Origin of the sequence: Streptomyces sp. NBC_00466, from assembly GCF_041433995.1 — a bacterium.
GTDB lineage: Bacteria > Actinomycetota > Actinomycetes > Streptomycetales > Streptomycetaceae > Streptomyces.
In genome coordinates this window covers 6,561,517-6,582,181 of sequence record NZ_CP107896.1, presented here as the reverse complement: position 1 = coordinate 6,582,181, position 20,665 = coordinate 6,561,517, and the positions used below count along the sequence as shown (strand labels likewise).

15 protein-coding genes are annotated in these 20,665 nt (G+C 71.0%); 11 read left to right on the top strand and 4 right to left on the bottom strand.

The genetic code is table 11. From position 1 onward, the window contains the following. Positions 1 to 166: 166 nt before the first annotated feature. On the bottom strand, positions 167 to 1,969 hold the full coding sequence (locus tag OG210_RS29540; RefSeq protein WP_328324053.1) for an ABC transporter ATP-binding protein: 1,803 nt from the start codon (positions 1,967 to 1,969) through the stop codon (positions 167 to 169). Positions 1,970 to 2,126: 157 nt separating this feature from the next. Here OG210_RS29540 and OG210_RS29535 point away from each other — a divergent pair, with 157 nt between their 5' ends. The 4 genes from OG210_RS29535 (at position 2,127) to OG210_RS29520 (ending at position 9,432) form a co-directional block, all read left to right on the top strand. Further along, the gene (locus OG210_RS29535) at positions 2,127 to 2,582 is read left to right on the top strand and encodes a MarR family transcriptional regulator (protein WP_328324055.1); all 456 of its coding nucleotides are present in this window, start codon (positions 2,127 to 2,129) and stop codon (positions 2,580 to 2,582) included. Between the two features lie 116 nt (positions 2,583 to 2,698). Then, positions 2,699 to 5,647 carry an FAD-binding and (Fe-S)-binding domain-containing protein gene (locus OG210_RS29530; protein ID WP_328324057.1) on the top strand — a complete coding sequence of 983 codons (2,949 nt, stop codon included), beginning with the start codon at positions 2,699 to 2,701 and terminating at the stop codon, positions 5,645 to 5,647. A 135-nt stretch (positions 5,648 to 5,782) separates the two neighbouring features. After that, complete coding sequence (locus tag OG210_RS29525) at positions 5,783 to 7,654, top strand: ABC transporter transmembrane domain-containing protein (RefSeq protein ID WP_371539568.1); 1,872 nt, start codon at positions 5,783 to 5,785, stop codon at positions 7,652 to 7,654. Further along, positions 7,651 to 9,432, top strand: coding sequence for an ABC transporter ATP-binding protein (locus OG210_RS29520; protein WP_328324061.1), 1,782 nt, complete (start codon positions 7,651 to 7,653; stop codon positions 9,430 to 9,432). The genes OG210_RS29525 and OG210_RS29520 overlap by 4 nt, the downstream gene beginning before the upstream one ends. A 90-nt stretch (positions 9,433 to 9,522) precedes the next feature. Here the strand turns inward: OG210_RS29520 and OG210_RS29515 are convergent, their stop codons facing one another. Next, positions 9,523 to 10,317 carry a metal-dependent hydrolase gene (locus OG210_RS29515; RefSeq protein WP_328324063.1) on the bottom strand — a complete coding sequence of 265 codons (795 nt, stop codon included), beginning with the start codon at positions 10,315 to 10,317 and terminating at the stop codon, positions 9,523 to 9,525. A gap of 132 nt (positions 10,318 to 10,449) precedes the next feature. Here OG210_RS29515 and OG210_RS29510 point away from each other — a divergent pair, with 132 nt between their 5' ends. The 4 genes from OG210_RS29510 (at position 10,450) to OG210_RS29495 (ending at position 15,756) form a co-directional block, all read left to right on the top strand. Next, positions 10,450 to 12,972: a DUF3516 domain-containing protein gene (locus tag OG210_RS29510; RefSeq protein ID WP_328324065.1), complete on the top strand. Its 2,523-nt coding sequence runs from the start codon at positions 10,450 to 10,452 to the stop codon at positions 12,970 to 12,972. A gap of 70 nt (positions 12,973 to 13,042) precedes the next feature. Next, the gene (locus OG210_RS29505; protein ID WP_328324067.1) at positions 13,043 to 13,912 is read left to right on the top strand and encodes an acyl-CoA thioesterase II; all 870 of its coding nucleotides are present in this window, start codon (positions 13,043 to 13,045) and stop codon (positions 13,910 to 13,912) included. A 115-nt stretch (positions 13,913 to 14,027) separates the two neighbouring features. Further along, a complete protein-coding gene (locus OG210_RS29500) occupies positions 14,028 to 15,176 on the top strand; it encodes a D-alanyl-D-alanine carboxypeptidase family protein (protein WP_371539563.1) in 1,149 nt (382 codons plus the stop codon). A 91-nt stretch (positions 15,177 to 15,267) separates the two neighbouring features. Further along, complete coding sequence (locus OG210_RS29495; RefSeq protein ID WP_328324069.1) at positions 15,268 to 15,756, top strand: glutathione peroxidase; 489 nt, start codon at positions 15,268 to 15,270, stop codon at positions 15,754 to 15,756. A gap of 123 nt (positions 15,757 to 15,879) precedes the next feature. On the opposite strand, the gene OG210_RS29490 is transcribed toward OG210_RS29495, so the two are convergent. Next, positions 15,880 to 17,109 carry an acyl-CoA dehydrogenase family protein gene (locus OG210_RS29490; protein ID WP_328324070.1) on the bottom strand — a complete coding sequence of 410 codons (1,230 nt, stop codon included), beginning with the start codon at positions 17,107 to 17,109 and terminating at the stop codon, positions 15,880 to 15,882. A gap of 207 nt (positions 17,110 to 17,316) precedes the next feature. On the opposite strand from OG210_RS29490, the gene OG210_RS29485 reads away from it, so the two are divergent. Further along, positions 17,317 to 17,967, top strand: a complete 651-nt coding sequence (locus tag OG210_RS29485) for a TetR family transcriptional regulator (protein WP_328324072.1) — start codon at positions 17,317 to 17,319, stop codon at positions 17,965 to 17,967. An 11-nt stretch (positions 17,968 to 17,978) separates the two neighbouring features. On the opposite strand, the gene def is transcribed toward OG210_RS29485, so the two are convergent. Further along, entirely contained in the window at positions 17,979 to 18,536 is a 558-nt protein-coding gene (gene def / locus OG210_RS29480; protein WP_328324074.1) for a peptide deformylase, read from the bottom strand. 115 nt (positions 18,537 to 18,651) lie between these two features. Here def and OG210_RS29475 point away from each other — a divergent pair, with 115 nt between their 5' ends. Beyond that, the gene (locus OG210_RS29475; RefSeq protein ID WP_266859407.1) at positions 18,652 to 19,890 is read left to right on the top strand and encodes a MurT ligase domain-containing protein; all 1,239 of its coding nucleotides are present in this window, start codon (positions 18,652 to 18,654) and stop codon (positions 19,888 to 19,890) included. A 17-nt stretch (positions 19,891 to 19,907) separates the two neighbouring features. Next, positions 19,908 to 20,636 carry a type 1 glutamine amidotransferase gene (locus OG210_RS29470; RefSeq protein WP_164265137.1) on the top strand — a complete coding sequence of 243 codons (729 nt, stop codon included), beginning with the start codon at positions 19,908 to 19,910 and terminating at the stop codon, positions 20,634 to 20,636. The last annotated feature ends 29 nt before the right edge of the window (positions 20,637 to 20,665 follow it).

The following is a 20,665-nucleotide window of genomic DNA, read 5'->3' as shown; positions in this document are numbered from 1 at the left end:
GAACCATGCACAAGGAGAACGCACCACCATGAACTTCCTCACCGACCTGCTCGCCGGCATCGTCCACTTCGTGGGTTGGCTCGTCTGACACTCGTTCCGACCGGCGCCGTCGCTTCCCGTCCCACGGGAGCGGCGGCGCTGTCGTGTCGCGTGCCGGCGCCTGGCGTCAGACGGTCGGGGTCAGCTCGCCGTCCCTGCGGACCAGTGCGGCGTACCGGCCGTCCAGAGCGAGCAGTTCGTCATGCGTCCCGCGCTCGGCGACCCGGCCGCCGTCCAGCACCACGATCTGGTCGGCGTCCCTGACCGTGGAGAGCCGGTGCGCGATGGTGATGGTGGTGCGGCCCGCGGACAGGCCGTCGATGGCCTGCTGCACGGCGTGTTCGGTGCGGGTGTCCAGGGCGCTGGTGGCTTCGTCCAGAATCAGGACCGGCGGGTCGCGCAGGATCGTACGGGCCAGCGCCAGGCGCTGTTTCTCGCCGCCCGAGAAGCGGTATCCGCGCTCGCCGACCAGTGTCCGGTACCCGTCGGGCAGCGAGGCGATGTGCTCGTGGATCTGTGCGGCCCTGGCCGCTTCTTCGAGCTGGGCGTCGGTGGCGTCCGGCTTGGCGAAGCGCAGGTTGTCGGCGACCGACGCATGGAAGAGATAGGTCTCCTGCGAGACGACACCGACGGCCCGCGCCAGCGTGGCGAAGTCGAGGTCGCGCACGTCGACACCGTCCAGCGTGACCTGTCCGCCGGTCACGTCGTACAGCCGTGGCACCAGATAGCTGAGGGTGGACTTGCCCGAACCCGTGGGGCCGACGACCGCCAGACTGCCGCCCGCCGGCACCGCGATGTCGATGGCCTCCAGAGTGGGCCCGCTCGTCTCGTCATAGCCGAAGTCGACGTGCTCGAAGCGCACTTCGCCACGGACCGGGTCCAGCGGGACGGGGTTCTCGGGTTCCGTGATGTCCACCGGCAGATCGAGGTACTCGAAGATCCGCTGGAAGAGGGCGATCGACGTCTGCATGTCCACACCGGTCGACAGCAGGCTGACCGCCGGGCGGAAGAGACCCTGCTGGAGCGAGACGAACGCGACAAGCGTGCCGATGGAGACCTGGGGCCCGCCCTCCTGGAGCGCCAGACCGGCCGCCCAGTAGATGACGGCCGGCATCGCGGCCATCACGATGCCGATGGTCGACATCCGCCACCGTCCGGCCATGCTGGAGCGCACTTCGAGGTCGACGAGCCGTTCGGACTCCGAGGCGAAACCCTGGGTGAGCGAGTCGGAGCGGCCCATGGTGCGCCCGAGCAGGATGCCGCTGACCGACAGCGACTCGGTGACCGTGGCGGCCATCACCGCCATCTGCTTCTGCCGCTCGGTGGTGATCTTCTTGCGCTCGCGGCCGACCCGGCGGCTGATCCAGACGAACACCGGGAGCAGCAGGAGCGACACGATCGTCAGCCGCCAGTCGAGGGCGACCATGGCGACGACCGTGGCGATGACGGCCGTGAGGTTGGAGACCAGGGAGGTCGCGGTGGAGGTGACCGTCGCCTGCATACCGCCGATGTCGTTGGCGATACGGGACTGGACCTCACCGGTGCGTGTCCGGGTGAAGAACGCGAGCGGCATCCGCTGCAGCTGGGCGTAGACGGCGGTACGCAGATCGTGCATGACGCGCTGGCCGACCGTGGTCGAGATCAGGGTCTGGAGCACTCCGAAGACGCTGTTCACGACGGCGGTGGCGATCATGCCCAGGGCGAGCAGGCTCAGCAGACCGGTGCGGCCCTGCGGGATCGCGGTGTCGAGGATCGCCCGCAGCATGAACGGCGAGGCGACCGAGACCAGCGACGAAGCGCAGACCAGCAGTCCGACGAGCGCCAGGCGCCCGCGGTACGGGCGGAAGAGCCGGACGATACGCCGCACTTCGGCGGGCGGCCGCCCGTCCCCACGGGGTGGGGGCGTCCAGTCGGGGCGTTCGGGTTTCATGAGCTCCTTCGGTAGTGACTCGGCAGTTCACAGAGCACCGCAGTCCGTAGAACACGGCAGCTCTTGGAGCGCGCGGTCCGTAGAGCACGCGGTCCGTAGAGCATAGTGCACTGTTACCTATGCTCACAATGCACATGGTCCTGATATTGTTCCCCGCATGTCATCACCCTCCGGTGCCCCCGACGCCGACGGCCTGCTGGCCGAACAGCTCCTCCGGCTGACCCGCAGGCTCCACCGGATCCACAAGCAGCATCTGGAGCCGGTCGGCATCACCCCCGCCCAGTCCCGTCTGCTGCGTACGGTCGCGCACTGCGCCGAGCCGCCGCGCATGGCCGACCTGGCCCAACGGCTCGAAGTGGTGCCGCGCGCCGTGACCAGCCTCGTCGACGCCCTGGAGGAGGGCGGCAGCGTCCGCCGGGTGCCCGATCCGAGCAACCGCCGGGTGGTGCGGATCGAGCTGACGGACAGCGGCCGGGCCACCCTGCGCGCGCTGCGCGCCGCGCGCCGCCGGGCCGCTGAGGAGATCCTCGCCCCACTGGCCGCCGACCAGCGCGACGTGCTCGGCGAGCTGCTGTCCGCCCTGCTGGACGGCCCCGGCGACCACCGTCCCTGACCCGCCGCCCGCGCTCCCATCGGCCCCGCCCGGCCACCGCCCCGTACAGCTCTCCTGCCGTCCAGCCGTTCCAGCCAGCCGTTTGTAGCCGTTCCAGCCGAGGAGGCTCCCCGCCCATGCCGCTGCTCGACCCGAAGCCCGGCGCTCTCCGACCGCGTACGAAGAGGGCGCCGGCCCCCGACCGGGTGCCCGACACCCGGTCGACCGGGACCCCCGAGCCGCTGCGCGGCGATCTGGCCGCACTGCTGGGCGAGGAGAAGGTGCTCTCGAAGGTCTCCGACCTCGTGCGGTACGCGTCCGACGCCAGCCCGTACCGCTTCGTCCCCCAGGTCGTGGTGGTCGCCGAGGACATCGACGACATCTCGGCCGTGCTCTCGTACGCGAGGGACAACGGCCGCCAGGTCGTCTTCCGGGCAGCGGGCACCTCGCTGAACGGGCAGGCGCAGGGCGAGGACATCCTCGTCGACGTCCGCCGCCACTGGTCCGGCATCGAGGTCATGGACGACGGCGCACGGGCCCGCATCCAGCCGGGCACCACCGTCGTCCGCGCCAACGCGACGCTCGCCCGGCACGGCCGCGTCCTGGGCCCCGACCCGGCCAGCGCCATCGCCTGCACCCTCGGCGGTGTCGTCGCCAACAACGCGTCCGGTATGACGGCGGGCACCACCCGCAACTCCTACCGCACGCTCGCCTCATTGACCTTCGTACTGCCGGGCGGCACCGTGGTCGACACCGCCGACCCGGCCGCCGACGACGTTCTCGCCGCCGCCGAGCCCGGCCTGTGCGCGGGGCTGCTCGCGGTCAAGGCGGAGATCGAGGCGGACGCGGAGCTGACCGCCCGGATCCGGTCCAAGTACGAGATCAAGAACACCAACGGCTACCGCCTCGACGCCTTCCTGGACGGCGCCACCCCCGTCGAGATCCTGCGCGGACTGATGGTCGGCTCCGAGGGCACCTTCGGTTTCATCTCCGAGGTCGTCTTCGACACCCTGCCGCTGGACCGCAAGCTCTCCACCGCGCTGCTCTTCTTCCCGACCCTCCGGGCGGCGGCCGCCGCGGTCCCGGTCTTCAACGAGGCCGGGGCCCTGGCCGTCGAGCTGATGGACGGCAACACGCTGCGCGCCTCGGTGAGCGTGGCGGGGGTCCCTGCCGACTGGGCCGCGCTGCCCAAGGAGACGGCGGCGCTGCTGGTCGAGTTCCGGGCGCCGGACGAGGAGGGCAGGGAGGCGTACGAGCGGGTGGCGGCCGAGGCCGTCGCCGGTCTTGAACTGGTGGCGCCCGTCGCCTCGGTGACCAATGCGTTCACCCGTGATCCGAAGACCATCGCCGGGTACTGGAAGGCGCGCAAGGCGTTCGTCACCGCGGTCGGCGGCGCCCGGCCGTCCGGCACGACGCTGATCACCGAGGACTTCGCCGTACCGCCGTCGAAGCTCGCCGACGCCTGCACGGCGCTGCTCGAACTGCAGACCCGGCACGGCTTCGACGCCGCCGTGGCCGGTCACGCGGCCCACGGGAATCTGCACTTCCTGCTCGCCTTCGACGCGGGGCTGCCCGAGGACGTCGCGCGCTATGCCGCCTTCATGGACGAGTTCTGCCGGCTGACGGTCGGGCGTTTCGACGGCTCGCTCAAGGCCGAGCACGCCACCGGCCGGAACATCGCACCCTTCCTCGAACTCGAATGGGGCCCGAGGGCCACGGAGTTGATGTGGCGGATCAAGCAGGTCATCGACCCCGAAGGGGTGCTCGCGCCCCGTATCGTCCTGGACCGTGACCCCGAGGCCCATCTGCGCGGGCTCAAGACCATCCCCAAGGTGGAGCTGATCGCCGACCCCTGCATCGAGTGCGGATTCTGCGAACCCACCTGCCCCAGCCACGATCTGACGACGACACCGCGCCAGCGGATCGTGCTGCGCCGCGAGATGATGCGTCAGTCGCCCGGCTCCCCGGTCGAGGAGAGCCTGCTGGACGCGTACGGATATGACGCGGTGGACACCTGCGCGGGCGATTCCACCTGCAAGCTCGCCTGCCCGGTGGGGATCGACACCGGCGCGATGATGAAGGACTTCCGCCACCGGCGGCACACCCCGCGCGAGGAACGGGTGGCCGCGCTGACCGCACGGAACTTCAAGACGGTCGAGGCGGCGACGCGGCTCGCGGTCGGCGCGGCGGACCGGATCAGCGACCGGCTGCTCGAGTCCGTCACCGGCCTCGCCCGCAGGGCCGTCCGCCCCGACCTGGTACCGGAGTGGCTGCCACAACTCCCGGGGGCGGCCGCCCGCAAACTCCCGCGTACCTCCCGCAAGGGCTCGACCGCCGTCTACTACCCGGCCTGCGTCAACCGGATCTTCGGTGAACCGGCCGGATTCCAGGGGCCCTCGCTCCCCCAGGCCGTCGTGGCACTCGCCGAGCGGGCCGGACGGCCCGTGTGGATTCCGGACAATGTGGCGGGTACCTGCTGCGCCACGATCTGGCACTCCAAGGGGTACGACGAGGGCAACACGGTGATGGCCAACCGCATCGTCGAGGCCGCCTGGGGCTGGACGGGTGGCGGCAAGTACCCGCTGGTCGTGGACGCTTCGTCCTGCACCCTGGGCATCGCCCATGAGGTGGTCCCCTACCTCACCGACGACAACCGTGAGCTGCACAAGGAGCTGACGATCGTCGACTCCGTGGTCTGGGCCGCCGACGAGCTCCTCCCCCGTCTCACCGTGCTCCGCAAGACCGGCTCCGCCGTGCTCCACCCCACCTGCTCCATGCAGCACCTGGGCGACGAGCCGCAGTTGAGGGCCGTCGCCGAGGCCTGCGCCGACGAGGTCGTCGTCCCCGACAGCCTCGGCTGCTGCGCCTTCGCCGGGGACCGCGGGATGCTCCACAAGGAGCTCACCGCCGCCGCGACGGCGCCGGAGGCGGCCGAGGTCAACTCCCGGAGCTTCGACGCGTACCTCTCGGCGAACCGGATGTGCGAGGTCGGTATGGACCGTGCGACGGGGCGCGACTACTACTCCGTACTCCTGGAGCTGGAGCGGGCCACCCGCCCCGGCGCCGGACCGGCCCGGCGCGGCTGAGCCGGAGCGGCGGCGCGGCGCGGTCTCCACGATCGCGTCGCGTTCGGGTCCCCCGGCCGGAAAATCGATTGCCCCGAAGCGTGGTGGAGCGCGAACCTTGCACGGTTTGAGCCCCTCTTCGACTTCTGGGATCCCATGCAGATTCGCGATCTTCCCTATCCAGATCCAGGCGATCCCGACGTACGGTCAGGTCCCCGTTTCCTCTACTGGCTCGGCCGCAACCAGCTCGGCGGTCAGTGCCGGTCGCTCGCCTGGGGGCTGTTGCACCAGTGCGGGATCGCCGGACTGCCGCTGGCGGTCGGCCTCGCCGTCCAGGCGGTGGTGGACCGCTCCGGCGGCCGGCTCGCCCTCTCCGGCGGGCTGATCGCGCTTCTCGGCGCGGTGATCGCGGTCGGCGACACCATGCTGCACCGGACAGCGGTCACCAACTGGATCACCGCTGCGGCCCGTGTCCAGCAGTTGCTCGCCCGCAAGACCGCCGAGCTGGGTTCGGCACTGACCCGGCGGGTCGCGGCGGGTGAGGTCGTCGCGGTGTCCACCGGGGACGTGGAGAAGATCGGCTGGTTCGTCGAGGCCCTCTCGCGCTTCCTCGCCGCCGCGACCGTACTGGTCGTCATCTGTGCCGGGCTGGTGCTGTATCTGCCCTCGCTGGGCATCGTCGTGGCGCTCGCGATGCCCGTACTGGCGCTGGCCGTCCTGCCGTTGCTGTCCACCGCCACCGCGCGGGCCGATGTCCAGCGGGAGAAGGCGGGCCGGGCCACCGAGCTGGCGGCCGACACCGTGGCGGGGCTGCGGGTACTGCGTGGCATCGGCGGTGAGGAGCTGTTCCTCAGCCGGTACCGCGGCGCATCCCAGGAAGTGCGCCGGGCCGCCGTGCGCAGCGCCCGTATGTGGGCGCTGATCTCGGGCATCCAGGTGCTGCTGCCGGGGCTGCTGCTGATCGGCGTGGTCTGTTACGGCGCCCGGCTGGCCGCAGAAGGACGGATCGAGGTCGGCCGGCTGGTCACCGTGTACAGCGCGGTGACGCTGCTGCTCTTCCCGCTGCGGCACTTCCAGGAGATCGCCATGGCGTACTCGTTCTCCCGTCCTTCGGCGAAACGCGCGGCGCGGGTACTGGCGCTCGAACGGACCGCGTACGAGGAGACGGCCGGTCGTGAGACCGCCCGCACAGCGGTGAGCACGGAGACTCCGGACGGTGATCTCTACGACCCGGTGACCGGACTGCTGGCGTCGGCCGGTGAGTTCACCGCCGTGGTGTGCGGCGATCCGGACGCCGCCGGCGCGCTGGCCGAACGGCTCGGCGGTCATGCCACCGCGGAGGACGCGGGGAAGCTGCCATCGGTCCTGCTCGGCGGGGTCGCGCTCGACGATCTGCCGTTGGACACGGCCCGTACGGCCGTCCTGGTCCAGGACAAGGACCCGGTGCTGCTGTCCGGCACCCTGAGCGAGCTGCTCGACGTGCCGTCGTCCGGCCAGGTGCCCGCCGCGGAGGCGCTGGCCGCCGCGCAGTGCGCGGACGTCCTGCAGGCGCTGGCGCAGGCCGCCGTCGAACCGGGCGGCGATCCCCTGCGGACCAGGATCACCGAACGCGGCCGGTCGCTCTCCGGAGGGCAGCGGCAGCGACTTGCCCTGGCGCGTTCGCTGGTGACCGACCCGGAGGTGCTGGTGCTCGACGAGCCGACGTCGGCCGTCGACTCGCACACCGAGGCGCGGGTCGCGCGGGGTGTGAAAGAGCTGCGTTCAGGCCGTACGACCGTGGTCTTCGCCTCGTCGCCGCTGCTGCTCGACCACGCCGACCGGGTGATCTTCGTGCACGAGGGTGCTGTCGCCGCGTCCGGACCGCACCGCGAACTGCTCCACGGCGACGTGCGGTACCGCGCGGTCGTCACCCGCAATCCCGACGAAGGAGCGGATGACGGAGCGGACACATCGCCCGGTGCCGCCTCCACCGCCCCGGCTGCCCCCACCGCCCCGCAAGCTTTCGCAGACATCGAGGAGTCGGCATGATCGGCGTTGCGCCCCCGGCCCACGACCCGGCGGCACCGGAGACGGCGACCACACTGCCGGTCGGCACGCCCACGACGGTACGGACGTACGTACGCGAGCTGCTGGGCCGCCACCGGCGGGCGTTCGCCGTGCTCATCGGGGCCAACGCCATCGCGGTGATCGCCTCGCTGGTCGGCCCGTACCTCCTGGGCGGTCTCGTCGAGGACCTGTCGAACGGCAGGCACGACCTCCATCTCGGCCGTGTCGCGGTGGTGTTCGCCGTCGCCCTGGCCGTCCAGACCCTTTTCGTACGGCTGGTGGGGCTGCGCGGCGCGATGCTGGGCGAGGAGATGCTGGCCGACCTCCGCGAGGACTACCTCGTACGGTCGGTCGCGCTGCCGCCCGGCGTACTGGAACGGGCCGGTACCGGTGACCTGCTCTCGCGTATCACCACCGACATCGACCGGCTCGCGAACGCGATGCGCGAGGCGGTGCCCCAGCTGGCGATCGGCGTGGTGTGGGCGGGGCTGCTGATCGGCGCGCTGGCCGTGACCGCGCCGCCCCTCGCGCTCTCCGTGCTGGTCGCGCTGCCGGTGCTGGTGGCCGGGTGCCGCTGGTACTTCAAGCGGGCGCCGTCCGCCTACCGTTCGGAGGCCGCCGGATACGCGGCGGTCGCCGCGATGCTGGCCGAGACCGTGGACGCGGGCAGGACCATCGAGGCGCACCGCCTCGGCGGACGCCGGGTGGCGCTCTCCGAGCAGCGAGTCAGGGAGTGGACCAGCTGGGAGCGGTACACGCTCTGGCTCCGGTCGGTCCTCTTCCCGGTCATCAACGTCACCTATGTGACCATCCTCGGCGCGGTGCTGATGCTCGGCGGCGTCTTCGTGCTCCAGGGCTGGATCAGCGTCGGCCAGCTCACCACGGGGGCGCTCCTCGCCCAGATGATGGTCGATCCGGTCGGTCTCATCCTGCGCTGGTACGACGAACTCCAGGTCGCCCAGGTGTCCTTGGCCCGGCTCGTGGGGGTGCGCGAGATCGAGCCGGACGCGGGTGACGGGGCGATCGGCCCGGACGGGCGTGCGGTGCGCGCCGACGCGGTGCACTTCGGGTACCGGGAGGGTGCCGACGTACTGCACCGGGTGACGCTGGAGGTGGCTCCCGGCACCCGGATGGCGCTGGTCGGGCCGTCCGGCGCGGGCAAGTCCACGCTGGGCCGGCTGCTGGCCGGGATCTACGCGCCGCGCACCGGCGAGGTCACGCTGGGCGGCGCGGAACTGTCGAGGATGCCCGCGGAGCGGGTACGTGAACATGTCGCACTGGTCAATCAGGAGCACCACGTCTTCGTGGGCTCCCTGCGCGACAATCTGCTGCTGGCCAGGGCGGGCGCGGACGACGCGGAGCTGTGGGCGGCGCTCGGCGCGGTCGGCGCGGACGACTGGGCCGCCGCTCTGGACGGGGAACTGGACACCGAGGTCGGCTCGGGCGGTCTGGCCCTCACCCCGGCGCAGGCCCAGCAGATCGCGCTGGCCCGGCTGGTGCTCGCCGATCCGCACACCCTGGTGCTGGACGAGGCGACATCGCTGCTGGACCCGCGGGCGGCCCGCCATCTGGAGCGTTCGCTCGCCCGGGTGCTCGACGGGCGCACCGTGGTGGCGATCGCGCACCGGCTGCACACCGCGCACGACGCGGATGTGATCGCGGTGGTCGAAGAGGGCCGTATCAGCGAGCTGGGCAGCCATGACGAGCTGGTCGCGGCGGACGGCGCGTACGCGGCGCTGTGGCGGTCCTGGCACGGGTGAGCGCGGGGGCCGGGGGCGGCGAAGCCTCCGGCCCCGGTCACAGCCCGCGCGTCACGGCCCGCAGGTCACAGCCCTCGTCCCACGGCTCGCTCAGACGACGCCGAGCGCGAACACGCAGCTGACTCCGCCCACCACCATGAACACCGGCATCAGCACCTTGAGCTCCACCCAGCTGCCCGCGCGGAACCTCATGAACTTGGGCGGGCCCACATGGCGCCAGTGCTTGCGGCCGAGCGGTAGCGGCCAGAAGATCGGGCAGCCCGAGACCGTGATGGCGTCACCGATGTCATGGATCAGGGCGCCCAGGAGGATCGGCAGGCCAAGCCACATGTAGTTGTGGCCGGGGCCGGTGAAGAACCAGTCCGAGCCGTTGCCCGGCTCCGCCAGGATCTGGGCCAGGATCCACGCACCGGCAGCACCCAGCAGCCACACCAGAACGGTGCTGCTGGACGGGCGTGAGGCCCGCCAGAGCAGTCCCTCGATGGCGAGCACCACATGGACGAAGAGGATGCCGAGGACGGCCCAGCGACCGCCGTAGATCGCCAGGGCGGAGGCTCCGCAGCCGAGCAGGACCGCCCACACCCCGGTGTGTGTGAGGGTGCGGTGGCCGCCGCCCTTGCGGGCGTCGCCCTTGCCCCTCGTCGCCTTGTACACAACGGTCGCGAGCGCGTCCACGAGCGCACACAGCCCGTGCGACAGCGGGCCGAACGCGTTGGATATGGTCGCGGCCTTGTGATCGAGGTCAGGTGCCAGCGCCGCCCCGGCGCAGATCAGCGCTCCGATGACGAGGACCGGCCACGGCATCGGATGCCCGTACGCGGTCGCCGCCGCCCCCACCCCCAGCCAGGCTGCTGCTCCTGACAGCGAGTGCGCCGGTCCCATCATGGTTAGTTCCGCCCCGTTTTCCGTTGTGCCTAAGCCCAGTTGAGGACTGTTCGAGAGGGAAGCGTATCGCTCGTGATCTTCGCGTGGGCAGCCGGTTCCCCCTTGAGGGGGTAAGGCAGGCAAGATGGAGGCGTGACCCTTATCGATCAGCTCCCCACGACCGCCGATCCCGATGCTCTCTTCGAGGCCTTCTCGTCGTGGGCGGAGGGTCAGGGCATCACGCTCTATCCGGCTCAGGAGGAAGCGCTGATCGAGGTGGTGTCCGGGGCCAACGTGATCCTCTCGACCCCCACCGGCTCCGGAAAGAGCCTGGTGGCGGCCGGTGCGCACTTCACCGCGCTGGCCAACGACAAGGTCACCTTCTACACCGCGCCGATCAAGGCCCTGGTCTCGGAGAAGTTCTTCGACCTGTGCAAGCTCTTCGGCACCGAGAACGTCGGCATGCTCACCGGCGACGCGTCGGTGAACGCGGACGCCCCGGTCATCTGCTGCACGGCGGAGGTGCTGGCCTCGATCGCGCTGCGCGACGGCAAGTACGCCGACATCGGCCAGGTCGTGATGGACGAGTTCCACTTCTACGCGGAGCCCGACCGGGGCTGGGCGTGGCAGATCCCGATCCTGGAACTACCGCAGGCGCAGTTCATCCTGATGTCCGCGACCCTCGGTGACGTCTCCCGGTTCGAGGAGGACCTGACGCGGCGCACCGGCCTGCCGACCTCCGTGGTCCGCTCCGCGAGCCGCCCGGTCCCGCTCTCGTACGAGTACCGGCGGACCCCGATCACCGAGACGCTGACCGAACTGCTCGAAACCAAGCAGTCGCCCGTCTACATCGTGCACTTCACCCAGGCCGCGGCGGTCGAGCGCGCGCAGTCGCTGATGAGCATCAACATGTGCAGCCGGGAGGAGAAGGACCGGATCGCCGATCTCATCGGCAACTTCCGCTTCACCACCAAGTTCGGCCAGAACCTCTCGCGTTATGTGCGCCATGGCATCGGCGTCCACCACGCCGGCATGCTCCCCAAGTACCGCCGGCTGGTCGAGAAGCTGGCCCAGGCGGGCCTGTTGAAGGTCATCTGCGGCACGGACACCCTGGGCGTGGGAGTCAACGTCCCCATCCGCACAGTGCTGTTCACGGCGCTGACGAAGTACGACGGGACTCGTGTCCGCACGCTCCGCGCCCGGGAGTTCCACCAGATCGCGGGCCGCGCCGGCCGGGCCGGGTTCGACACGGCGGGCTTCGTCGTCGCGCAGGCACCCGAGCACGTCGTCGAGAACGAGAAGGCGCTCGCCAAGGCGGGCGATGACCCGAAGAAGCGCCGCAAGGTGGTCCGCAAGAAGGCGCCGGAAGGCTTCATCGCCTGGAGCGACACCACCTTCGAGAAGCTGATCGCCGCCGATCCCGAGCCCCTGACCTCGCGGTTCCGGGTCACCCACACCATGCTGCTGTCGGTGATCGCCCGGCCGGGCAACGCGTTCAAGGCGATGCGCCACCTCCTGGAGGACAACCACGAGCCGCGCAAGGCGCAGCTGCGGCACATCCGCCGCGCCATCGCGATCTACCGCTCGCTGCTCGACGGCGGTGTGGTGGAGCAGCTGGACGCACCGGACGCCGAGGGCCGCATCATCCGTCTCACCGTCGATCTCCAGCAGGACTTCGCGCTCAACCAGCCGCTGTCCACGTTCGCGCTGGCCGCGTTCGACCTGCTGGACGCCGAGTCCCCCTCGTACGCACTGGACATGGTCTCGGTGGTCGAGTCGACGCTGGACGACCCGCGGCAGATCCTCGCCGCCCAGCAGAACAAGGCGCGCGGCGAGGCGATCGGCCAGATGAAGGCCGACGGGATGGAGTACGAGGAGCGCATGGAGCGGCTCCAGGAGGTCACGTACCCCAAGCCGCTCGAAGAGCTGCTGGTGCACGCGTACAACGTCTACCGCACGAGCCACCCGTGGGTCGGCGACCACCCGGTGTCGCCGAAGTCGGTCATCCGTGACATGTACGAACGGGCCATGACCTTCACCGAGTTCACCTCGCACTACGAGCTCGCGCGCACCGAGGGGATCGTGCTGCGGTACCTCGCGGGCGCGTACAAGGCGCTCGACCACACCATCCCGGACGACCTGAAGTCCGAGGACCTCCAGGACCTCATCGCCTGGCTGGGCGAGCTGGTCCGCCAGGTGGACTCCAGCCTGCTCGACGAGTGGGAACAGCTGGCCAACCCGGAGGTGGAGACCGCGGAGCAGGCCGCCGAGCGGGCCGACCAGGTCAAGCCGGTCACCGCCAACGCCCGGGCCTTCCGGGTGCTCGTGCGCAATGCCATGTTCCGCCGGGTGGAGCTGGCGGCGCTGGACAACGTGGCCGCGCTCGGCGAGCTGGACGGCGACGCGGGCTGGGACGAGGACGCCTGGGGCGAGGCGATGGACGCCTACTGGGACGAGTACGACGACCTGGGCACGGGGCCGGACGCCCGCGGCCCCAAGCTGCTGATCATCGAGGCGGACGAGGAGAACACCTCGCACGGGCTGTGGCGCGTGCGGCAGATCTTCGCCGACCCGAACGGCGACCACGACTGGGGCATCAGCGCGGAGGTGGATCTCGCGGCCTCCGACGAGGAGGGCCGCGCGGTCGTCCGCGTCACCGCCGTCGGCCAGCTGTGAGCCGGGAAACCACTGTGACCTGGGAATCCGCTGTGACCGGGGAATCCGCCGTGACCTGGGAGGGCACCGTATGACGAACCCCACCGAGAAGCTGATCGACCTGCTCGACCTGGAGCAGATCGAGGTCGACATCTTCCGCGGCCGCAGCCCGCACGAGTCCCTGCAGCGGGTGTTCGGCGGGCAGGTCGCCGGGCAGGCCCTGGTGGCGGCGGGCCGTACCACCGACGGCGAGCGGCCGGTCCACTCGCTGCACGCGTACTTCCTGCGTCCCGGCAGGCCGGGGGTGCCGATCGTCTACCAGGTGGAACGGGTCAGGGACGGCCGCTCCTTCACCACCCGCCGGGTGACGGCGGTCCAGCAGGGCCGTACCATTTTCAACCTGACGGCGTCCTTCCACCGGCCGGAGGAGGGCAGCATCGAGCACCAGGCGCCGGCCCGCGACGTCCCGGACCCCGAGTCGCTGCCGACGATCTCCGACGAGATCCGTGAGCACCTGGGCAAGCTGCCCGAGGCGCTGGAGCGGATGGCCCGCAGGCAGCCCTTCGAGATCCGTTACGTGGACCGGCTGCGCTGGACCCCCGACGAGATCAAGGGCGCCGATCCGCGCAGCGCGGTGTGGATGCGGGCGGTCGGCCCGCTCGGCGACGACCAGCTGATCCACACGTGCGCGCTCACCTACGCCAGCGACATGACACTGCTGGACGCGGTCCGTATCCCGGTGGAGCCGCTGTGGGGGCCGCGCGGATTCGACATGGCCTCGCTGGACCACGCCATGTGGTTCCACCGCCCGTTCCGTGCGGACGAGTGGTTCCTCTACGACCAGGAGTCACCTATCGCGACGGGCGGCCGGGGGCTGGCCCGCGGCCGGATCTTCGACCGCGCGGGGAATCTGCTGGTCTCGGTCGTGCAGGAGGGACTGTTCCGCAGGCTCGGCGCCTGACCGGGCCCCCGGGCCCGGTCCGGTCGGGCTAAGCCATGGAGCGGACATTCCGGACTTCTCCTACGGTATGATCATGTCACAAGCGATGTGGTGTTCTGTCAGGATCCGTGCGGCTGTGGCCGTTTCCCTGCCCGCACTGGTACTCGCCTCTCTCTCGTCGGCCGCGCGGGCCGACAGCCTGCCCACGCCGGAACCGGCCGCGCACAGCGGGCAGTCCGCGCTGTACGGCAGCGGCGTCCAGGTCTCCCCCGGAGCCGCCAGACCGCCGGCGGCGACAGCCCTGTCGTGGATGGTGACCGACCTGCGGACCGGCAAGGTGCTGGCGGCCAGGGACGCGCACCGGCCCCTCCCGCCGGCCAGCACGCTCAAGACGCTCTTCGCGCTGACCGTGCTGCCCAAGTTCCCGCCGAACGAGGTGCACCGGGTGGCGGAGACCGACATCACCGGGCTCCAGCCGGGGAGCAGCATGGTCGGGGTGAAGGAGGGCACCCGGTACACGGTCGCCGATCTGTGGCGCGGTGTGTTCCTGGCGTCGGGCAATGACGCGGTGCACACCCTCGCGATGATGAACGGCGGCCTGCCGGCCACTATCAAGGAGATGCAGGACACCGCCCGCCGGATCGGGTTGCGGGACACCGTGGTGAAGTCCGCCGACGGATACGACACCCCGGGGCAGCACTCCTCCGCGTACGACCTGTCCGTGATCGCCCGTGCGGGAATGGAGAATCCGGAGTTCCGGCGGTTCGCCTCGACCAGGACGGCCCGGTTCCCGGCCTCGGGCGGCTCCGGCGCGTTCGGGATCCAGAACACCAACCGGCTGCTGGTGGGGTCGCACGGTGTCGCGCAGTACCCCGGCCTGCTCGGGGTGAAGAACGGGTACACGACCCAAGCGGGCAACACCCTGGTCACCGCCGCCCAGCGGAACGGGCGCACCCTCCTGGTGACCGTGATGAACCCGCAGTCGGGCCAGCCGAACGACGCCTACAACGAGACGCGGTCCCTGCTGGACTGGGGGTTCGCCACCTCGCCCACCGCGACCCCGGTGAGCGTGCTGCCCGGCGTCCGCCCGGCGCACCCCTCGGCGCCCGCCGCCACTCCGGCGCCGGCCGGGCACACACCCCCGGTCGCGGCGTCGCAGACCTCGCACATCTCGGTCTCGGGCTGGACGGCGTTCATCTTCGCGGGCGGGGTGGCCGCCGCCGCGCTGGCCGGCGCTCTGCTGGTCGCACGGCGCCGGGCACGCAGGCAGGGCGGGCCGGCCTGAGGCGGCGGAAGGCCGCAGGCCGGGGCCGTCGCCCGGGCGTCCGCAGGTCTCTGGAACAGTACGTACCACTGACCTACGACAGGAGCTGGCGATGAGCCTGTACGACATCCCCCTGCGCACCCTGACCGGCGACGCGACATCCCTGGCCGACTACCGGGGCAAGGCGGTGCTGCTGGTGAACGTGGCGTCCAAGTGCGGCCTCACCCCGCAGTACGCCGGTCTCGAAAAGCTTCAGCAGCAGTACGGGGAGCGCGGCTTCGCCGTGATCGGCGTGCCCTGCAACCAGTTCGCCGGCCAGGAGCCGGGCAGCGCCGACGAGATCCAGACCTTCTGCTCGGCCACCTACGGCGTGACGTTCCCGATGCTGGAGAAGACCGACGTCAACGGCGCCGGGCGGCATCCGCTGTACGCGGAGCTGACGCAGGTGGCCGACGGAGCCGGTGAGGCCGGGGACGTCCAGTGGAACTTCGAGAAGTTCCTGATCTCCCCGACGGGCGAGGTCGTCTCCCGGATCCGCCCGCGTACCGAGCCGGAGGCCCCGGAGGTCGTGGCGGCCATCGAGGCACAGCTCCCGGCCTGACACACCTGACTGACCGGCCGGACATCCGAACAGGCCCGCGGAGGCGTACCCCCGCGGGCCTGTTCGGATGTCCGGCCGGTCATGCGGGTGTCCGGCCCGTCAGGTGTGCCGGGCCGGGCCGGATCAGCGGATCGGCATGCCCGACAGGGTCCGGGCGATCACCAGGCGCTGGATCTCGCTGGTGCCCTCGAAGATGGTGTAGATCGCGGCATCGCGGTGCATCCGCTCGACCGGGTACTCACGGGTGTAACCGTTGCCCCCGAGGATCTGGATGGCCTGGGCCGTGACCTTCTTGGCCGTCTCGCTCGCGTACAGCTTGGACATGGAGCCTTCGGCCGCGGTGAACGGCTTGTTCGCCGATGCCATCCAGGAGGCGCGCCAGACCAGCAGGCGGGCCGCGTCGATCTGCGTCCGCATGTCGGCGAGCTGGAAGGCGACGCCCTGGTTGTCGATGATCGGGCGGCCGAACTGGCTGCGGGTCTTCGCGTAGTCCAGCGCGACCTCGTACGCGGCCCGTGCGGTGCCGACCGCCATGGCGCCGACCGCGGGGCGGGAGGCCTCGAAGGTGGCCATCGCCGCGTTCTTCACACGCTCGCCGCCGCCCTGCTTCGCGCGCTCCCGGGCGCGGGCCAGCCGCTCGTCGAGCTTCTCCTTGCCGCCGAGCAGGCAGTGGCCGGGCACCCGGACGTCCTCGAGGACGACCTCGGCCGTGTGGGAGGCGCGGATGCCGTGCTTCTTGAACTTCTGGCCCTGCGTGAGGCCCGGCGTCCCCGGCGGGACGATGAACGAGGCGTGCCCCTTGGAGCCGGCGTCGGGGTCGACCACGGCGACCACGACATGGACATTGGCGATGCCGCCGTTGGTCGCCCAGGTCTTGGTGCCGTTCAGCACCCACTCGTCCTTGGCCGCGTCGTACACCGCGCGGGTCCGCATCGCCGCGACGTCCGAACCGGCGTCGGGCTCGGACGAGCAGAAGGCCGCGACCTTGACGTCGACGGCGTCGCCGTACATCTGTGGGATCCAGGTGCCGATCTGCTCCTCGGTGCCGTTGGCGAGGACACCGACGGCGGCCAGGCCCGTACCGACGATCGACAGCGCGATGCCCGCGTCGCCCCAGAAGAGCTCCTCCATGGCCATGGGGATACCGAGGCCGGTCGGGTCGAAGAACTGCTGGGCGTAGAAGTCGAGCGAGTAGATGCCGACCTTGGCGGCCTCCTGGATCACCGGCCAGGGCGTCTCCTCACGCTCGTCCCACTCGGCGGCAGCCGGGCGGATGACGTCCGCGGCGAATCCGTGGATCCAGTCGCGGACCTCCTTCTGGTCATCGTTGAGTTCGAGCGTGAACTCGGCCATGTCCCCTCCAGCACTGCGTTCCATCGGTTTGTTACTTGCGGTAACCGCAGTCTGTTACTGGCAAGTAGAACCTGTCAACCTCCACGATCGCCCCCGGCGCGCGCCCCCGGCCGGGTGTTACGTTTTCGGCGGGGGCCGGATCAGTCGGCGGACGCAGTACGGGTCCGTGTCACAGAGCGAGAATCGCAGGGTGGGGAAGAGTTACTCATGGGGACCACACAGGCCGCACAGACCGCACAGCAGCGGTCGGCACACAGCCGCCGCCGGGAACTGCTGGAGGCGGCCGACCGGGTCGTGCTGCGGGACGGCCCGAAGGCGTCCATGAACGCCATCGCCGCCGAGGCCGGGATCACCAAGCCCATCCTCTACCGGCACTTCGGCGACAAGGGCGGCCTCTACCGGGCACTCGCCAAGCGCCACACCGACGCGCTGCTGAGCGCGCTGCGGGCCGCGCTGGACGCTCCGGCCGGGCGCCGCGAGCGCGTCGAGGCCACGCTGGACACCTATCTCGCGGCGATCGAGGCCAGACCGCAGGTCTACCGCTTCCTGATGCACCCGGCCGACGACAGCCAGCAGCCCGAGCAGGCCTTCGACGTGGGGCTGCACTCCGCGCCACTGCTGCGCAGGCTCGGCGAGGAACTGGCCAAAGTCATCGCCGAACGAGTCGACCTCGGGCCGGACAGCGAACAGCTGGCCCGGGTCTGGGGCCATGGCATCGTCGGGATGATGCATGCTGCGGGCGACTGGTGGCTGGGCGAACGCCCCTGCTCCCGGGAGCAGTTGGTCAGCAGTCTCGCCGACCTCCTCTGGGGCAGGCTCTCCCTGGCCACCGACCGCGTGGGCGGACCGGGCTTCTGAACCTGCGGGGCCTAGCGGACCTGCGGGGCCTGGCGGGCCCGTTCGGCTTTACGGGCTGCCCGCAGCGCCCTGCCGCGGCGCAGGCCCGACAGCCGGTCCGTGTACATCAGCCCTTCGAGGTGGTCGCACTCGTGCTGGAGACAGCGTGCGAAGAATCCGGTACCGCTGACCGTGACCGGCTCGCCGGTCACGGAGAAGCCCTCCACGACGGCATGGTCGAAGCGCGGGGTGCCCGCCTCGACGCCGGGCAGCGAGAGACAGCCCTCGGCGCCGCGAACGGTGACGCCGTCCGCCTCCACCAGCCGGGGGTTGACCAGGTGCCCGAGATGGCGGACGTCCTCGTCGTCCGGGCAGTCGTAGACGAAGACCCGCAGCCCGACACCGATCTGGTTCGCAGCGAGGCCGACACCCCGTGCGGCGTACATCGTCGCGAACATGTCCTCGACGAGCCGGGCGAGCGAGGCGTCGAAGGCGGCCACGGGCTCGCAGGGCGCGTGCAGCACGGGATCGCCGTGCGGACTCATCGTCCGCACGGCTCCGGAACTGCCGGGGATCGGGCGGTTTCGCATGGCGGCAAGCGTACGTTCCCACCGGAACGGCGCTCCCCCGGCGGTGCCGAGGTCGGGCGCACGGCCGGATCTCGATAGGCTGAGCCCCGCGCCGACGCAAGGAGGATCTAGGACGATGGACGGCAACACGGAGCCGCTGTCGCCGCGGGCCAAGCTGGCCGTGACGGCAGGCAAGGCCGCGGCAGCGGTATCGCGCGCCGCGGGGCGCGGCAGCGGATCGGTGATCGGCGGCAAGGTCGCGCTGAGGCTGGACCCCGACCTGCTCGGGCGTCTCGCCCAGCATCTGGACGTGATCCTGGTCTCGGCGACGAACGGCAAGACGACCACGACCCGGCTCATCGCCGAGGCGCTGCGGGCCGCGGGACCTGTCGTGTCGAACGCCCTGGGCGCCAACATGCCGGCGGGCATCACCTCCGCGCTGGCCGGCGGTTCCGACGCGCGCTTCGGCGTGATCGAGGTCGACGAGAAGTACCTCGCCGGGGTCGCACGCGACACGACGCCCAAGGCGATCGCCCTGCTGAATCTCTCCCGGGACCAGCTCGACCGGGCGGGCGAGACCCGCATGCTGGCCGAGAGGTGGCGCGAGGGGCTGGCCGGGACGAAGGCCGTGGTCATCGCCAACGCCGACGACCCGCTCGTCGTGTGGGCAGCTTCGTCCTCCCCCACCGTGGTCTGGGTCGCGGCCGGCCAGGAGTGGAAGGACGACGCCTGGTCGTGCCCGTCCTGCGGCGGTGTGCTCCAGTGGCCGAACGACGAGTGGTTCTGCGCGGACTGCGGTTTCCGCCGTCCGGCGCCCAGTTGGGCGCTCTCCGGCGACTACGTCCTCGACCCGCACGGCTCCGCCTGGCCGATCCACCTCCAGCTGCCGGGCCGGGCGAACAAGGCGAACGCGACGACGTCGGCGGCCGTCGCGGCCACCTTCGGGGTTCCGCCGCAGGTCGCCCTGGAGCGGATGTACGGGGTGCAGGCGGTCGCCGGGCGCTACGACGTGGTGTCGTTCCTCAACCGCGAGGTGCGGCTGCTGCTCGCCAAGAACCCGGCGGGCTGGCTGGAGACGTTCTCGCTGATCGACCCGCCGCCCACGCCGGTGATCCTCGCCGTCAACGCCCGCGGCGCCGACGGCACGGACACCTCCTGGCTCTGGGACGTCGACTACACCCGGCTCGCGGGCCACCCGATCTTCGTCATCGGCGACCGCAAGCTGGACCTCGCGGTACGGCTCGAAGTGGCCGGTCTCCAGTTCCAGGTCTGCGAGACCGTGGACGAGGCGGTCCAGTACGCGCCGCCCGGCCGGATCGAACTGATCGCCAACTACACCGCGTTCCAGGACGTGCGCCGCCGCGTCGGCAACTGACCTCAGAGGAAACGATGATGAGCGACAACAGCCTGCGCCTGGTGTGGGTCTACCCGGACCTGCTGAGCACCTACGGCGACCAGGGCAACGCCCTGGTCGTGGAGCGCCGGGCCCGCCAGCGCGGCCTCGACGTGACCCGTATCGACGTGCGCAGCGACCAGCCGGTGCCGACATCCGGTGACATCTATCTGATCGGCGGCGGCGAGGACCGCCCGCAGCGGCTGGCCTCCGAGCGGCTGCGCAGGGACGGCGGCCTCAGCAGGGCGGCCTCCAACGGCGCGATCATCTTCTCGGTCTGCGCCGGTTACCAGATCCTCGGCCACGAGTTCATCAACGACCTCGGCGAGCGCGAACCGGGCCTGGGGCTCCTCGACGTGATCTCCACCCGCGGCGAGGGCGACCGCTGCGTCGGCGACGTGTACGGCGACATCGACCAGCGGCTGGGCCTGCCGCCGCTGACCGGCTTCGAGAACCACCAGGGCATCACCCATCTCGGCCCGACGGCCCGCCCGTTCGCCCGCGTCCAGCTCGGCCGGGGGAACGGCACAGGCGACGGCACCGAGGGCGCGTACAACGACACCGTCTTCGGCACGTACATGCACGGCCCGGTACTGGCCCGCAACCCGCAGATCGCCGACCTGCTGCTCAAGCTGGCCCTGGACGTCAACGCGCTGCCTCCGACCGACGACCGCTGGTACGAGGCGCTGCGGACCGAGCGGATCGCGGCGGCGACACAGCCCGCATGAGGCCCGATACGTACATCTGAGCGGCGTCC

Coding starts and splice junctions, on each gene's coding strand:
- OG210_RS29540 (WP_328324053.1), bottom strand. CDS start 1,969: ATGAAACCCGAACGCCCCGACTGGACGCCCCCACCCCGTGGGGACGGG.
- OG210_RS29535 (WP_328324055.1), top strand. CDS start 2,127: ATGTCATCACCCTCCGGTGCCCCCGACGCCGACGGCCTGCTGGCCGAA.
- OG210_RS29530 (WP_328324057.1), top strand. CDS start 2,699: ATGCCGCTGCTCGACCCGAAGCCCGGCGCTCTCCGACCGCGTACGAAG.
- OG210_RS29525 (WP_371539568.1), top strand. CDS start 5,783: ATGCAGATTCGCGATCTTCCCTATCCAGATCCAGGCGATCCCGACGTA.
- OG210_RS29520 (WP_328324061.1), top strand. CDS start 7,651: ATGATCGGCGTTGCGCCCCCGGCCCACGACCCGGCGGCACCGGAGACG.
- OG210_RS29515 (WP_328324063.1), bottom strand. CDS start 10,317: ATGATGGGACCGGCGCACTCGCTGTCAGGAGCAGCAGCCTGGCTGGGG.
- OG210_RS29505 (WP_328324067.1), top strand. CDS start 13,043: ATGACGAACCCCACCGAGAAGCTGATCGACCTGCTCGACCTGGAGCAG.
- OG210_RS29495 (WP_328324069.1), top strand. CDS start 15,268: ATGAGCCTGTACGACATCCCCCTGCGCACCCTGACCGGCGACGCGACA.
- OG210_RS29490 (WP_328324070.1), bottom strand. CDS start 17,109: ATGGCCGAGTTCACGCTCGAACTCAACGATGACCAGAAGGAGGTCCGC.
- OG210_RS29485 (WP_328324072.1), top strand. CDS start 17,317: ATGGGGACCACACAGGCCGCACAGACCGCACAGCAGCGGTCGGCACAC.
- def (WP_328324074.1), bottom strand. CDS start 18,536: ATGCGAAACCGCCCGATCCCCGGCAGTTCCGGAGCCGTGCGGACGATG.
- OG210_RS29475 (WP_266859407.1), top strand. CDS start 18,652: ATGGACGGCAACACGGAGCCGCTGTCGCCGCGGGCCAAGCTGGCCGTG.
- OG210_RS29470 (WP_164265137.1), top strand. CDS start 19,908: ATGAGCGACAACAGCCTGCGCCTGGTGTGGGTCTACCCGGACCTGCTG.